The organism is Cupriavidus necator A5-1 (assembly GCF_000744095.1).
Lineage (GTDB): Bacteria > Pseudomonadota > Gammaproteobacteria > Burkholderiales > Burkholderiaceae > Cupriavidus > Cupriavidus necator_A.
Genome location: NZ_JQLI01000001.1, coordinates 1,772,154 through 1,787,009 on the forward strand (window position 1 = coordinate 1,772,154; position 14,856 = coordinate 1,787,009).

Consider the following 14,856-nt stretch of genomic DNA (forward strand, 5'->3'; position numbering starts at 1 on the left):
GCGAGCCCTTACTTGCGCGGCTTCCCGCGCACGGTCTTCTTCGCACTCCCGGCCCTTGCAGTTTCCTTGTCCGGCACCGCGCCGCCGCCATTCAACTGTTCCAGCCACGACATCGCATCGACGTACGACAGGAACTGGTGCAGGTAACCCGGCGACATCTCGCGCATCAGCGACAGCGAACGATGCACCAGGTGGTTCGAGTTGAGCGGGCCGGCATGCTCCGGCACGTGCTCCAGCGACTGGCGCAGCTGCCGGTCGACGCTGACCCTGGCCCAGGTATCCCGGAAGTAATCGACCAGCTCCGGCTCGACCGGAGCGGGGCGACGCGGCAGGGGCGCGCGCGTTGCGGGAGCGCTTTGCGCGGGCTGCGCGTGGGCCTGCATGTGGCCGACCAGGCCGGCAAGCATGCCGGCGGCAGGCTTGCGTGGGAGCACGGCGCTGCTGGCGTGAACGCCTTCGCACGCGGCGCTCTCCATGGTCTTGCCATAGGCCTCGACCAGGCTGGCCAGCCGCTCGTCCAGCAGGCGCCGCGCGGCGCCGCTGTGGCCTGCCGCGCGCCGGGTCAGCGCTTCGATAAAGCGGAAGCGCACCGGGTCGAGCCGGTCGGCGCCGCGCTCGCGCCAGGCATCGAGCGTTGCGCGGACGTCGCCGTTCTTGTCGCTATCCATTGCGCTTGGCGGTGCCCGTGGTCACCCGCGGGATCGGTGCGATTTCCACGCGACGGTTGCGGGCGCGGCTTTCGGCGTCCGCGTTCGGCGTCACCGGCTGCTGCGAGCCGAAGGCCGCCGAGAACACCGACGCGGGCGGCACGCCGGCATCGATCAAGGCGCGGGTCACGGTCAGTGCGCGCTGCGCGGACAGTTCCCAGTTGTCGGCAAAGCGGCGGTTGCCTTCGCGTACCTGCTGGTCGTCGGTAAAGCCGCTGACCATCAGGATCTCGTCGCGGCTGCGCAGGTAGGCCGACAGCGGCGCTGCGAGGCTGCGGAGCACTTCGCGGCCCTCGGGCTGCAACTGGTCGGAGTTGAGCGAGAACAGCACGCTGCCGTTGATGCCGATGCGCCCGTTGACCAGCGTCACCCGGCCGGCAGCGAGCGGTCCGGCCAGCGCCTTCTCCAGCGTCTCGCGGCGCTGCGCTTCCTCTTGCCGCTGCCTGACCTCGTCTTCCAGCCTCGCCGTCAGTTCGAGCTGTACGCCGATCACGCCCAGCAGGATCAGCACGAAGGCGCCCAGCAGCACCGACATCAGGTCGCCGAAAACGGCCCAGGCCGGCGCGGTCGGCTCCACGCCGGCGTCGAAATCGTCCCTCATGCCGCCTCTGCGCGGGAAGCGCCCTGGCCGCCGAGCTGCTGCAGGTCTTCAAGGATCTGCTTCTGCGACATCATGCTGAGGTCGACCACTTCGCGGGCCTGCGCCACGTAATAGGCGAGCTGCTCGTCACTGCGCGCCATCGACTTGTCGAGCGCGGCCTCGATGCGCTGCAGGTGGCCCATCAGCTTGTCATTCGAATCGCTGAAGAGCTGCACCGCCACGCCGAAGGCTTCGCCCAGGCTGGCCACCTCGACGGCGCTGCCCGTGACCTGCGCGGCGACCGCGGCGAGCTTGTCGGCTTCGGATTCGACCTTGTCGGTGAAGCGGGTGCCGACCCGGTCGAGCAGGTCGGCGGTGGTGCCGACGAGCTTGTCGACCGCGGTGCGTTGCTCGGTGGAGGCGTGGTTGACGGCGTCGAGCAGCGTGCCCAGTGTCCCCAGCATGCGGCTGCGTTCCTCCAGCATGGCGTTGTCGCGGGCCATGCCGTCGGTGAGCTTCTGGCGCAGTTCGGCGATGACCTCGGCCGCGGCCTTGGGCGCCTCCGTGGCGGCCTGCACCAGGCGCGAGACCTCGGCGATGGTGCTGCTGGCATGCGCCTGCGTCTGGGTCGAGATGTCGCGTGCGGTCTGCGCGAGCGTGTCGCAGATCTCCTGCTGGCGGCTGGCGGTGTGGGCGTCGGCCTGCTCCCATTCTTGGCGCAGCGATGCGGCCATGGCAGCGAGCGAACCGGTCCATGCTGAGAGCCGCTGTTCGTCCTTGGCGGCAAGTTCCGCCTGCATCGCGGCGGCGGCCTTCGGGGCCTCCGCGGCGGCCTGCACCAGGCGGTCGATCTCGGCGATGGTGCTGCTGGCGTGTGCCTGTGTTTGCGTCGAGATATCGCGCGCGGTCTGTGCCAGCGCTTCGCAGATCTGCTGCTGGCGGCTTGCGGTGCTGGTGCCGGCCTGCTCCCATTCCTGGCGCAGCGACGCGGCCATGGCAGCGAGCGAGCCGGTCCACGCGGTGAGTCGCTGCTCATCCTTGGCGGCCAGTTCCGCCTGCATCGCGGCGGCGGCCTCCGGGGCCTCCGCTGCTACCTGCACCAGGCGGTCGATCTCGGCAATGGTGCTGCTGGCGTGCGCCTGCGCTTGGGTCGAGATGTCGCGTGCGGTTTGCGCGAGGGCTGCGCATATTTCCTGTTGCCGGCTCGCGGTGTGCGCGCCGGCCTGCTCCCACTCCGTGCGCAGCGCCGATGCCATGGCGCCGAGCGACTCCGTCCACGCCGCCAGCCGCTGCTGGTCCTGCGCAGCCAGTTCGGCCTGCAACACGGCGGCGGCCTTCGGGGCCTCCGCTGCTACCTGCACCAGGCGGCCGATCTCGGCGATGGTGCTGCTGGCGTGCGCCTGCGTCTGCGTGGAGATGTCGCGTGCGGTCTGTGCGAGGGCTGCGCAGATCTCCTGTTGCCGGCTCGCGGTGTGCGCGCCGGCCTGTTCCCATTCCGTGCGCAGCGCCGATGCCATGGCGCCGAGCGAGCTGGTCCATGCCGTCAGCCGCTGCTCATCCTTGGCGGCCAGTTCCGCCTGCATCGCGGCGACAGCCTTCGGGGCTTCCGCGGCGGCCTGCACCAGGCGGTCGATCTCGGCGAGGGTGCTGCTGGCGTGCGTTTGTGCCTGGGCGGCGATGTCGTTCGCGGTTTTGGCCAGCGTCTCGCAGATCTCCTGCTGGCGGGTCGCGGCATGCGCGCTGGCCTGCTGCCATTCCTGGCGCAGCGATGCCGCCATCGCGCCCAGGGCTTCGGTCCAGGCCGCCAGGCGCTGTTCGTCTCGCACCGCCAGCTGTGCCTGCAAGCTGGCATGCGATTGGTCCACGGCCTGCACCAGCGCGGCGGACTGCTGGGCAAAGGCGGCCGTGGCGCTGGCGAGCGCCTGCTGGTTGTCGCCGGCGAGCTTCTCGCTGGCGCGCTCTTGCTTGCCCAGCGCTTCGGTCCATGCTGCCGCGGCGCTGGCCGCCGCCGCGTCGACGCGCGTGGCGACGCCGTCCAGCAGGCCGGCCGAGCGTTGATCGAAGGTCTGAGCAAATCCATCCAGGGTGGTGCGCAGGTCTTTGGCGATCGCCTCGCTGGCACGCTGCTGTCCGGCCAGCGCCTGGCTCCAGATCTCGGCCACGTTGGTGGTCGTGGTCTCGAAGCGCGTCGACACACCGTCCAGGTGCTGCTGCACGGCCTGCGTCACGGTCTCGCGCAGGGACGCGGTTTCCTGCGCCAGGCCCGCCATGGTGGCATCGACGGCCGGCTGGATCGCTGCGCTGGCCGCGCGGGCGCTGTCAGCGATGCTGTCCTTCAGCGATTGCTCGACGGAAGACGCCAGGCGGGTGTACACCACTTCAGTCTTGCCGTGGAAGGCGTCCTGGCTGGCGGCGAGCCGATCGGTCAGCGCCAGGTTCTGCTGTTCCATCGCGGTCATCATGGCTTGCAGCCGGTCGACCAGCACGGGCATCGCGTCAGCCTGGCGCTGCAGCAGCCGGAAGGCTTCCTCGCGCTGGTGGCCGCGCGAGTAGGGGCGCAAGGCCGTGGCGATGCGGGCGTCGAGGCTCTGCGCGGCCTGGATCCGCTCGCGCCGGCACAGCGCGGCCAGCAGCCCCAGCATCGCCGACGTGGCCACGCCCGCGACCGAGGTCCCGAAGGCAAAGCCCAGGCCCTTGACCGGCGCCGCCATCGACGCGCGGATCGCCTGCAGGTCGGTTGCGCTTTCCAGCGCGAGTCCGGTGCCGCGCAGCGTCGCCACCATGCCCAGGAAGGTGCCCAGCATGCCCAGCAACACCAGCAGGCCGACGAGGTAGGGCGTCAGCGCCGGACCGGGCAGGGCGACGCGATCGCCCTCGATGCGCAGGCGCACGGCATCGCGCAGGCTCGGATGCAGGCGCTCCAGCCAGTTGGCGAGGTTCGCCGGCGCTTCGGACAGGCCGGAGAGCGCCTGCGACAAGGTCGTGGTGGCCTGCCGGTAGCGTTGCAGCTCGAACGCGCCAGCCAGGTAGCAGCCGCCGATCAGCAGGGTGACGACCAGCGCCAGGGCGTTCGAGCCCGCGTAACTGGCGCCGATCCAGCCCACGACGGCCAGGCCTGCCAGGAAAGCAACAATATGGATGAGGTATCGGGTCATGATGTCCTGATTAGCTGTCACGGAGCGCCGCGAGCAATCCTTCAATGGGCTGGAAGCGCAGGTCCAGCTCGGCGAGCAATACGCTCTGCATATCCTTGCGAAACACGGCCAGCCATGCGCCGGCCGTGACCGGTGCGGGTTGCCCCGCGGCCTGGGCCTCGGCGAGCGCCGCCGCCTCGGCCTGGCGCAAGCGCTGGAAGTGCGCCTCCAGCAGTGTCGGCACCGTGCCCAGCAGGGTCTGCTCGCGCGCCCCCAGCACGCGCTCCATCACGGTGTCGACCATTGCCAGCTTCGCCATGCCGGGTGCGCGGCCCGACAGCGCAATGCGCAGGCGGCCGCGCAGGTTGCCGATGGCGGTCTCCATCGACTGTTGCTGCGTCACATAGCGCTGGCGATAGACCGCGTAGTCGACCTGCGCCTCCACCGGATCCGGTAGCGCGGACGGCCGCGCCGGCCCGCGCCGCCTGCCGGCGCCAGCACCGTCTTCCCTGACCGCATTGGCCAGCGCGGTGCGCACGCGGGCGCACTCGCGCTCCTCCTCGGTGCTGTCGGATGCACGTGTGCCTGGCGGCACGGCCGGCGGGCTGCCCTTCAGCGCCGCCGACAAGGCGATTGCATCCGCCCAGCCCAGCCATTGGCTTAGCTGGCCAGAAAGCGAGTTTCCGGGTTCGGGGACATCGGCGTCCGTCAGGCGAGCCAGCAGCCGGACCAGGGTCGGGCCGCTGAAACCTGTGCGCCGGGGGGCTTGCGACATGCTGCGGGGTCGGAAAAATCCAGCAGTTTACACGCCCGCGGGGGCGGCCGGCGGTTGTGGGGCTGAAGGCGCTGGCTGGGCGGATGCGTGGGAACTGGCAGAAGGCGACGTTAGGAGAAGAATTCCGTCATTGATGGCCTTCGCGTTCATATCTATCATTTGTTCATGAACAGTGAACAACCGTGGAATATGAACAGCGAAGTGATCACAAGTGCTGTTGGTGTTGCGTTTGAGGCGCTAAAACGTTCCTCGGGCGTAGATGTCTATGTCCGTCCTGCCACCGACAGCACACACAATTTTCCGGTGGTGCTGAAGCGGGGAACCATCGTCCAGAGCTACGTCGCTGAGTGGAAAACCACGATCGCCAACACCGCGGCGTTGACGCTTATTCGCACGCGTCTTGAAGGGAAAGCGCCCGACCTGCTCATCACGACCTATCTCAGTCCCTTCCTGGCCGGGCATTGCCGGGGCATCGGCCTGCAATGCATCGACACCGCCGGCAACGCTTACCTGGAAGCCCCAGGTCTCTATGTCTACGTGAGTGGCCGACGGCCCGATACCACCCTGTTGCCGGCGAGGGCGCGAGGCACCGGTAATCCCACAGCCTTGCGCATGATCCTCGCGCTGCTCAACCGGCCGTCCCTGTTGCAGGCGACCTATCGCGAAATTGCACAAGCCAGTGATATTGCCCTCGGGTCTGTCGGCGGGGTGTTCAGGGAACTGGCAGCACGAGGTTTGTTGCTGGAGGAGCCGACGACAAAGCGCCGGCGGCTGACCGCGCCTGACCGGGTCCTTGACGAATGGGTCGCCAACTATCCCTCCATCCTGCGGCCCCGACTGCAAGTCGGCCGATATGCCACGCCCGATCCTGACTGGTGGCGCGCGGCTTTGGAGAAGGTTTCAGGAAATGCTTATTGGAGCGGAGATGTCGCCGCCGAGAAGATGACGGGGTTCCTGCAAGCGGAGACCCAAACCATGTATGTCGACGTAGAGCACAAGGGCGCGATCCTCAAGCACCTGATGCAGAAGTACCGGTTGCGCCCTCAGCCGGACGGCGCGATCGAAATTCTCGAAGCGTTCTGGCCCGCGTCAATGGGCAATGTCGAGAATGCTGGCATCGCGCCAGCGGTAGTCGTCTATGCGGACCTGATGGCCAGCCTCGATTCACGCAATCTGGAAGCGGCCGGCGTGTTACGCGCGGGAGTCATCCAGCATGCGCTCGATCAGTTCTGAACGGCCGCTGGATCCTGCTGCCGTGGCGATTCTCCGTGCCGTGCATGGGATCACGGATGGGTGCGGCATTCGTTACCTTGTGGTCGGGGCCACGGCCAGGGATATCCTGCTCACACATGTTCATGGCTTGCCCGCTACGCGTGCAACAAAGAATGTGGACTTCGCCGTGGCGGTCGAAACCTGGGCGGAGTTTGGCGAGATAGGCGCAGCGTTAGTGCAGCACGCAGGGTTTCGGGCAGCAACTGATGCCCCACACCGGTTCTATTACGTGCATGCGAATGCGCGCTCATACCCATTGGATCTGGTGCCGTTCGGCGGCGTTGCAGGCGCGGATCTGAAACTGCGCTGGCCGCCCGACATGACGGTCCTCATGAATGTAGCCGGGTATGCGGAAGCTGCCGCCAGCGCTGAGCGCGTGAAGATAGCCGATGACCTGATCGTCAACGTTGCCTCACTGCCCGGCCTGGCACTGTTCAAACTCCTCGCCTGGCATGACCGGGCCCCGGGCAATACCAAGGACGCCGACGATCTGCTGACGCTGATGCGCAATTATTCGGAGGCCGGAAACATCGATCGCGTCTTCGAACTTGACGAGGATGTATTTGCGGCGCTTGGGTACGATCCCGATGCGGCTGGCGTCCTGCTGCTTGGCGCGGATATCGCGAAGCTTGCGAAACGGGCCACATTGGCGCAATGCCAGGCGATTCTCAACGATCCGATATTGATCGTCCGGCTGGCCATGCACATGGCGCGAACACGGCCAAACGTCGAGGAGGGGAAGGCGCTTGCTGATCGGCTGCTCGGCATTCTTGTCAAAAGCCTACGAGAATAGGTAGCGCCTCGCTCGCGCGAACCCGGCAGAGGGCACGTCAGGGCATCTCCTTCACAAGCTCTCCACCGCATGAAGCCATCCGAACATCGAGAATAAAAAAGAGTAACTTGCCGTCCCCGCACGCGCCCGCTTTACTACAAACGCCGTTACAAAATGTAAGAAGGAAAGAAGGCCGCGCGGGCCTGGCGGCTTTCATCGCCTGCATCGCATTTCGCCGTGCGCGGATGCCGGTCGGGCGCCATGGGCCGGATTGAAAGACGAGGCGGTTCTGGGTTGCGCAGGTGAGGTTTCATCGCGGTTTTCTTCCACCACCGGGGAATATCATGAGCACTTCCAGAGTTCTGGCCGGCGCGCTGCTGGCGGCTGTCGGTTGCCTGCCCGTGCTTGCGCACGCGGGTGCGGGCGCCAATATGAATGCCTGCGTCTACCTGCCGACGGCACCGATCACGCCGATAAAGGTCGATTTCACCGCGGGCGGTTCGGTCGACCACTGCATGCACAAGACCGGCAACGATGCGAGCATGACGGTCACGAGCGCGGGTGTCACCTGCGCATCGGTCGGCTATGTGGAAGGCAAGTCCAGCTCCAGCGGCGGCGATACCTGCGCGACCGACAAGTCGATCTGGGTGCTCAGCTACAAGGTGCACGACACCGGCTACTCCGGCTCGACGCAGAGCGACTGGTCGCACCCGATCTTCAGCTCGAATCACATCAAGCTGGAGCAGAGCACCCGCGGCACCTCGGTCTGCAGCAACCAGAACCTGTGTACGTCGACGTCGCAGCAATGGGACTCGGGCACGCAGGGCCCACTCTACATCATCTTCCAGCCGCAGTCGACTTCCACCGCCGAAGCCAGCCGCTGAACCGGCGAGCAGGCCTCGGGCCTGCGTAGTCCTCCACCCTCCCGCCCACCATCCCGCCGCCGCGCTGCATGCGCGCGGCGGGGGCGCGCCTGCGCGCCGTATCCGCCCCAGAGGAGTTCCGCCATGGCCGATACCACCCAATACCAGGGTTCCCAGGCATTCAACCAGTCGTTCGCCGCGAACGAGTTCGTGACGCGCAATACCGGGTCGCTGAATCTGTCCAAGGCCCTGGTGAACCTGCGCGGCATCAGCAGCGGCGTCGGCCTGGCGATCAACCTGACCTATGCCGCGGGCGCGCAGGGCATGCTCGGGCTGCCGGCGAACTGGGGCTTCGGCATTGCGTTCGTGGTACCGGGCCTGTCGCTGACCACGCAGGGCAAGACCAGCATCATCGATCCCGCGTGGTCGGACGTGACCGGCTACCAGTCCGGCCTGCGCTATGTGAACGACCACGGCATGAAGTTCCAGAGCATCACGCCGCCGCAGCCGCTGCCGTCAGGCCAGCCGGGGACATACAGCTTCCTGCTGGCCTACAACGACGGCGCGCGCGATTACTTCGATGCCACCGGCAAGCTGGTCGAGCATGACGACTTGTTCGGCAACCATGTGAACTACTTCTACACCGACCAGTTCTCGGGTCCGGCCAACAACCGGCTCGACCATATCGTCGACAGCTTCGGGCAGACCACGCGCTTCCAGTACGGCGCCAACCAGATCGTGATCACCACGCCGGACGGCACCGCCACCACCATCAACTGGTCTGCGCAGGGCGTGCAGAACGTGCGCGATCCGCTGGGAAATGTCACGGTGTTCGGCTATGAGACCGTGGCCGGCCAGAACGTGGTGGCGACGGTCCAGTACCCCACCGGCCTGAAGACGCAGCTGCAGTACACCAGCATGGGCTACCTGTCCGCCAGCGGGGCGCAGGGATTCTTCCCGGCGGTTACGGACCATTACCACCTCGATGCCAAGGGCAATATCCTCGAGCACACCAACTATGCCTTCGGCACGGACAGCGGCGGCGCGACCTTTACCGGCATGAGCGCGGGCTACCGGCTGTCCGGCAGCGCTGATAGCCTGATGGAGAGCAACAACACGCTCTACGCCTACGATGTGCTGGTGAGCCGCCTGGATGCCGGCGGCAAGGTGCTGGCGGCATCGCGCGTGTATTTCAATTACCTGCACCTGCCCACGCGCGAGGAGCATTATCTGGTCGGCAACGACGGGACGGTCGGCAACGGATACCGGGCGCTCTATACCTACAACATCGATCCTGACTACCACGCGCGCGCCACCACCTACGCGCAGCCTGTGCTGACGCAGCAATTCGTCTACGATGCCGGGCAATCGGCGTATGCGCCGCTGCGCCAGGCCACCGTGTCCTACGATGCGTTCGGGCATATCCTGGCGAGCGAGGAATTCCTCTACGACCCCACGCAGAAGACCTATGTGAGCCAGACCTCGACGGTCAACACCTACACGGCCGCGTCGTGGGGCGGCGAGATGCCGCTGACCGAGATCTATACCGACAGCCTGAGCGGATACCAGCGGCAGGTAAGCTACACGCTGACGTCGGACCAGAAAAATATCGCCGCCTCCGCGGTGCTGTACCGACAGAACGCGCAGGCGGCGTGGTCGCCGTGGAAGACCAAGAGCTATGCCTACGATGCCAACGGCAGGGTGACCAGCACCACGCTGGCGTGGTCGCCGGGCGTGAGCCGCGCGGCGAGCGGCGTCAGTTCATCCACCACTACCAACGCGTATGCGTTCGACGCGGCCTCGCACGGCTACAGCCTGTCGACCACCGACGCGGTGGGCAATACCACCGTCCGCACTTATGACACATCGTTGCCCACGGGCCCCGTTATCCGCGTGACTTCGCCGCTGGGCGGCACGGCCAGCTATGCCTACGATGCCATCGGACGGCTGACCACGGAGACCGACCCGCTCGGCCATGTCACCACCACCAGCTATGCGCTGGCGGCTGCGGGCGGCATCAACAGCGTGACGGCGACGGGGCCGACCGGCTACCTGACCGCGAACTATTACGACGCGCTGGGCCGCCAGGTCACCGTGATGGACAACGGCGACCCGACCAGGAGCGGCGGCAGTGCGCCGAACCGGACCTTGCGCCAGTTCACCTACGATGCCCTCGGCCGCACCATTGGCTGCGTCGATGATCTGGGCCTGGTCAGCAGCTTCGGCTACGACAGCCTGAGCCGGCAGGTATCGGCCACGGACCCGATGGGCAACGTGGCCACCACTGCCTATGACGATGCCGCCGGCACGGTCACCGACGCCATGAACGGCGAGATCCGCAGCGTAACGGCGATGGACGGCTTTGGCCGCACGACCTCGGTGACGACCCGACCGGACTCGGATGACCCGTCGCTGACGTATGCCAGGCAGCAACAGACGACCTACGATGGCTTCGGCTTGCCGGCCAAGGCACAGTTTGCGTCGATGCCGCTCGCCGGAAGTGCCGGCACGGTGCTGTACCAGGCGAGCTTTACCCGCAACGTGGAAGGGGCGATCTCCGCCGAGGAGTACGTGGGCGTCAACGGCGCCATCGTGCAGACCTCGCGCAGCACCAGCTATGACCTGTTCGGCAACGCCATCGGCTATGTCAAGCAGACCGCCTACAACGACGGCCGCTCCTATGAAAACCGGGGCGCGGCGCTGGCGTTCGATGCCGCAGGCCGGCTGGTGTCGGTGACCAACCAGCTCGGCCAGGTCGAGAAATATACCTATGACGCCAATGGCCGCATGGCGACGCGCACCCGCTTTGACCGCACCGTGCTCGACTACGTGTACGACGCCGTCGGCCAACTGCTGCAAACCAGCTGGGCGGGCGGCAGCATCGTCCATACCTACCTGCCCAACGGCCGCGTCGCGAGCACCACATGCGGGTCAGAGGTACTGGCGTACGCCTATTACCTCGACGGCGGCGCCAAATCCGTCACCTACCCGGACGGGTGCACGCAGACCTACACGCTCGACGCGCATTCGCGCGTGGTTGCCGCCACGGACGCGTCCGGCGCCAGCAGCACCATCACCTTCGACAGCTACGGCCGGCCGGCGCAACGGCAGCATGCGGGCGATACGCTGCGCTACAGCTATGGCACGGTCAATCATGCCACCGGCGTGCTGGTCGGCGACAGCCTGGCCGGATCGGAATCGATCGCGCGCACGTTCGCCTATGACGGCTTCGGGCAGTCATCGTCAGTGGTATCGAAGGATGGCGCGGGGCAGGTGATGCTCGCCGCCACCTACGGGCGCGATGCCGCGGGCCGGCTCACCAGCCTGGCGCTGTCGTCGGCGACCTCCGCTGCCGCGGCGGTGAACCTGGCGCGCCAGATGCGCTATGACGGCCTGAACCAGCTCACGGGATCGACCACGACCTATACCGGCGGGCAGCCGCAGGATGTCGCCGCCTTTGCCTACGACGGCAACTTCAACGTGCTGCAGCGCGCGCAAGGCGGCACGACCCAGTCCTACACCTACAACGAGATCGACCAGCTCACGCTGTCCGGCATCAACTATGACGCCAATGGCCGCATGATTGCCGACGGGACCGGGCGCACCTATGCGTACAACGTGCTGGACCAGCTGGTGTCCGTCAGCCAGGGGACCAGCTCGCTGGCGGCCTACGGCTATTACCCCGACGGGGCGCTGGCATCGCGCGCGGCGTCTGGCGCGGCGCTGGGCTTCTACTACAACGCCGGCGCGGCGAACGCGGTGGCCGCCACCGCCACGACGGGCGGCACCGCTGCCGGCACCGGCCAGGCGGCATGGACCAGCTTCCTGATCGATGCCGCGAGCCGCCGCGCCGCGTACGGCAGCAGCGGCACGCCTGCCTATTACCTGCCCAGCGGCGAGTCGACGTCGCTGCTGCAGCAGGACGGGGCGGCGCTTGCGCTCGACTACGCCGCCTACGGCGAGCCGGTCGGCGATGCCGCCGTCGACCCCAGCATGAGCTTCACCTGGCGCCAGGAGTTCGCCGACCCGTCCACCGGCCTGGTCTACCTGCGCGCGCGCTACTACAACCCGGCATTGATGGCGTTCATGAGCATGGACAGCCTGACCAAGGACAACCGCTACGCCTACTGCTCGGGGGATCCGATCAACCTGGTCGACCCCAACGGGCATATGGAGACGGCCGAGATCATCGGCCTGGTGGCCGGGGCGGTGGTGGGGATCGCGGCGACCGTGCTCACCGGCGTCGGTGGCGGCATCGTCGCGGCAGCGGTGTTCGGCACCGAATCGGTGGCTGCCAGCGTGGGGGCCACGGCGCTGGCCGGCGGCGTCGGCGCACTGGCCGGCGATGCCACCAACGCGGCGATCGCGGGGCAGACCTTTACCGCGCAGCGCGCGCTGGTCGACCTGGTCAGCGGCGGCGTGGGCGGGGTTGTCGGGGCGGGTGTCGGCGGCTATGTGGGGCGCACGGCGATGTCGGCCGCGCTGGCGCAGGGCATGTCGCAGCGGGCGATCACCAATATCGGGATCATCTGTTCGAGCGTGGCGGGCGGCGTGGCCGGCGCGGCCGCGGCGTCGGGCGCCACCTCGCTGATGACGGGGCAGCCGTTCTTCAGCGCCAGCACCGCGATCAGCATGGCGGTCGGGGCGGCAGCGGGCGTGGGCGGCGGCTTGCTGACCTCGGGCGCTTATCTGGGCAAGCTCAGCGCCAATCTCATTCCGGTGGCGCTGACGGAGGCCGAGCTCGACCTGATCACGCCCGCGAAGAACAGCCTCACCCAGCTGCGCGAGCGCCTGCTGGTCATGGCGCCCCAGGACGAGGCGGTGAAGTCCGCCAACCAGTATATGAAGCTCTACAAGAACTATGAATCCGCGCAGACTCTCGACTACCAGCCCGGATCACGCACCTATGACACCATCGCCGCCCACGGCGCCGGCAACACCATGTTCGCCAGCGTCGAATACCAGCCCGGCGGTGCGCTGGCCGGCGAGCCCAACTATGTGCGGCCAATCAAGGGCAGCCTGTTTGCCAAATACCTGCTGCAGAACCCGGATCTGGTCGGCGGGACCGGCACGACCAACCAGACGCCAGTCAAGTTGATGACGTGTTTCGGTGCGTTCTCCAATGCCCAGACCATTGCCGATGCGCTGCAGCGGCCGGTGTTCGGGGGATATCCGGAGATTGACCGGTTTACGTTTACGAACTGGAAGATGTTCAGGCCGAGCTGAGGCCCGGCGGCGCGGGGCTGGCCTTTGCTGTCAGCCTCGCGCCGCCAGAAAATCCCGTACCGCGGACCCGGCCAGCGCCGCCAGCACCCGCAATGCCGCCAGCTCCGCCGCCGACCACTCCGCCCGGTCCGCCAGGTAGTTGAAGGTGCCGATCACCCGCCCCTGGTGGCACAGGGGCACATTGACCACGGCCGTGCAGCCGAGGCCACGGATCAACTGCACATCGTCGAACACCGCCGCCAGCGCAGCGTCGCCCTCGCCAATAAAGAGCTCCCCGCGTTCGAGCAACTGGCGCCGCCACGGGCTGTCGCCCTTCGACTTGCACCCGCCGACCGGGTACGCGGACGTATCGGACGACCACAGGCGTTCGATCTGTGCCTGCCCGGCATGCCAGGCATTGATCGTCAGCAGGCCGGGCCCCATCGTCTGCAGGGTTGCGGCGCCGATCGCATCGAACGCGGCGGCGGGATCCTGGGCCTGCTGCAGGCGGTCGCACAGGACGTTGGCCTTGGCCACCAGCAGGGCCGTGCGCATATGGCTCACGTCATTCCCCCTTAATGCCGAGTTCGCGGATCAGCTTGCCGTAGCGGTCGGCATCGCGGTGCAGGATGGTGCTGAACTGCTGTGGGGTGGACGTCGCGGTCTCGACGCCGATGGCGTTCATCTTGGCCTTGACCTCGGGCAGGGACATCACGGCGTTGATCTCGCGGTTCAGACGCGCGGTCAGGTCCGCCGGCATGCCCTTCGGCCCGAAGGCGCCGTACCAGACCGCCAGCTCGTAGCCGGGCACGGTCTCGGCCACGGTCGGCACATTGGGCAGCAACGGTGAGCGCTTGCTCTCGGTGACGGCCAGCAGGCGCAGCTTGCCGCCCTTCACGTGCGGCAGCGTCTGGGTGCCGGCGGAGAACAGCAGCTGGGTCTGCCCGGCCACGGTATCGACCACGGCGGGCGCGCCGCCCTTGTAGGGCACGTGCAGCATCTGGACGCCGGCCATCTTCTCGAACAGCACCGCGCTCAGGTGGTTGGTGGAGCCGGGGCCGGCGCTGGCGTAGGCCAGCTTGCCCGGGTTGGCCTTGGCGTAGGCGATCAGCTCCTTGACGTTCTGTGCCGGCACCGACGGATGGATCACCATGGTGTTGGTCACATAGGCCAGCAGGCCCAGCGGCGTGAAGTCCTCCACGCCGCGGAAGGGCATGTTCGGCATCAGCGCGGGGTTCATCGCGTGCGTGCTCATCGAGCCGACCAGCAGCGTGTAGCCGTCGGGTTTGGCGCGCGCCACCATGGCCGAGCCGATATTGCCCGACGCGCCCGGCTTGTTGTCCACGATCACCGGCTGGCCGAGCGAGCGGGTCAGGTGTTCGGACAGCACGCGCGCCAGGATATCGGTCGAGCCGCCGGCGGCCCACGGCACGATCAGCGTGATCGGCTTCTGCGGCCAGTTGTCGGCCGCGCGCGCCGCGCCGGTAAAGCACATCGCCAGCGCGGCCATGCCGCCCAGCAGGGTCTTGGTGATCAACCGCATTGTCT

At 67.3% G+C, this 14,856-nt stretch carries 10 protein-coding genes; 4 read left to right on the forward strand and 6 right to left on the reverse strand.

All coding sequences use genetic code 11. From position 1 onward, the window contains the following. Positions 1 to 8 precede the first annotated feature (8 nt). From K307_RS07785 to K307_RS07800, 4 genes are read right to left on the reverse strand one after another with little or no spacing between them, the layout of a single operon-like run. Positions 9 to 668, reverse strand: a complete 660-nt coding sequence (locus K307_RS07785; protein WP_042877456.1) for a DUF2894 domain-containing protein — start codon at positions 666 to 668, stop codon at positions 9 to 11. Beyond that, positions 661 to 1,308, reverse strand: coding sequence for an OmpA family protein (locus K307_RS07790; protein ID WP_042877457.1), 648 nt, complete (start codon positions 1,306 to 1,308; stop codon positions 661 to 663). Before K307_RS07790 ends, K307_RS07785 begins: the two co-directional genes overlap by 8 nt. Beyond that, positions 1,305 to 4,442, reverse strand: coding sequence for a DUF802 domain-containing protein (locus K307_RS07795; RefSeq protein ID WP_042877458.1), 3,138 nt, complete (start codon positions 4,440 to 4,442; stop codon positions 1,305 to 1,307). Before K307_RS07795 ends, K307_RS07790 begins: the two co-directional genes overlap by 4 nt. Positions 4,443 to 4,452: 10 nt before the next feature. Further along, the gene (locus K307_RS07800) at positions 4,453 to 5,196 is read right to left on the reverse strand and encodes a DUF3348 domain-containing protein (protein ID WP_042877459.1); all 744 of its coding nucleotides are present in this window, start codon (positions 5,194 to 5,196) and stop codon (positions 4,453 to 4,455) included. A 165-nt stretch (positions 5,197 to 5,361) separates the two neighbouring features. Here K307_RS07800 and K307_RS07805 point away from each other — a divergent pair, with 165 nt between their 5' ends. From K307_RS07805 to K307_RS07820, 4 genes are all read left to right on the forward strand, one after another. Next, on the forward strand, positions 5,362 to 6,429 hold the full coding sequence (locus K307_RS07805; protein WP_155301104.1) for a type IV toxin-antitoxin system AbiEi family antitoxin: 1,068 nt from the start codon (positions 5,362 to 5,364) through the stop codon (positions 6,427 to 6,429). Next, positions 6,410 to 7,261 carry a nucleotidyl transferase AbiEii/AbiGii toxin family protein gene (locus K307_RS47660; protein WP_155301105.1) on the forward strand — a complete coding sequence of 284 codons (852 nt, stop codon included), beginning with the start codon at positions 6,410 to 6,412 and terminating at the stop codon, positions 7,259 to 7,261. Before K307_RS07805 ends, K307_RS47660 begins: the two co-directional genes overlap by 20 nt. 323 nt (positions 7,262 to 7,584) lie before the next feature. Next, positions 7,585 to 8,124 carry a hypothetical protein gene (locus K307_RS07815; protein ID WP_230625583.1) on the forward strand — a complete coding sequence of 180 codons (540 nt, stop codon included), beginning with the start codon at positions 7,585 to 7,587 and terminating at the stop codon, positions 8,122 to 8,124. 123 nt (positions 8,125 to 8,247) lie between these two features. Further along, positions 8,248 to 13,329, forward strand: coding sequence for an RHS repeat domain-containing protein (locus tag K307_RS07820; protein WP_042877460.1), 5,082 nt, complete (start codon positions 8,248 to 8,250; stop codon positions 13,327 to 13,329). A gap of 30 nt (positions 13,330 to 13,359) precedes the next feature. Here the strand turns inward: K307_RS07820 and K307_RS07825 are convergent, their stop codons facing one another. Both K307_RS07825 and K307_RS07830 read right to left on the reverse strand, forming a co-directional pair. After that, positions 13,360 to 13,863 (reverse strand): GAF domain-containing protein, encoded by a 504-nt coding sequence (locus K307_RS07825; protein WP_042877461.1) that lies wholly within the window; start codon positions 13,861 to 13,863, stop codon positions 13,360 to 13,362. A gap of 10 nt (positions 13,864 to 13,873) precedes the next feature. After that, on the reverse strand, positions 13,874 to 14,851 hold the full coding sequence (locus tag K307_RS07830; RefSeq protein WP_042877462.1) for a Bug family tripartite tricarboxylate transporter substrate binding protein: 978 nt from the start codon (positions 14,849 to 14,851) through the stop codon (positions 13,874 to 13,876). Positions 14,852 to 14,856: the final 5 nt, after the last annotated feature.

Coding starts and splice junctions, on each gene's coding strand:
- K307_RS07800 (WP_042877459.1), bottom strand. CDS start 5,196: ATGTCGCAAGCCCCCCGGCGCACAGGTTTCAGCGGCCCGACCCTGGTC.
- K307_RS07820 (WP_042877460.1), top strand. CDS start 8,248: ATGGCCGATACCACCCAATACCAGGGTTCCCAGGCATTCAACCAGTCG.
- K307_RS07790 (WP_042877457.1), bottom strand. CDS start 1,308: ATGAGGGACGATTTCGACGCCGGCGTGGAGCCGACCGCGCCGGCCTGG.
- K307_RS07815 (WP_230625583.1), top strand. CDS start 7,585: ATGAGCACTTCCAGAGTTCTGGCCGGCGCGCTGCTGGCGGCTGTCGGT.
- K307_RS07795 (WP_042877458.1), bottom strand. CDS start 4,442: ATGACCCGATACCTCATCCATATTGTTGCTTTCCTGGCAGGCCTGGCC.
- K307_RS07825 (WP_042877461.1), bottom strand. CDS start 13,863: ATGCGCACGGCCCTGCTGGTGGCCAAGGCCAACGTCCTGTGCGACCGC.
- K307_RS07805 (WP_155301104.1), top strand. CDS start 5,362: ATGAACAGTGAACAACCGTGGAATATGAACAGCGAAGTGATCACAAGT.
- K307_RS07830 (WP_042877462.1), bottom strand. CDS start 14,851: ATGCGGTTGATCACCAAGACCCTGCTGGGCGGCATGGCCGCGCTGGCG.
- K307_RS47660 (WP_155301105.1), top strand. CDS start 6,410: ATGCGCTCGATCAGTTCTGAACGGCCGCTGGATCCTGCTGCCGTGGCG.
- K307_RS07785 (WP_042877456.1), bottom strand. CDS start 668: ATGGATAGCGACAAGAACGGCGACGTCCGCGCAACGCTCGATGCCTGG.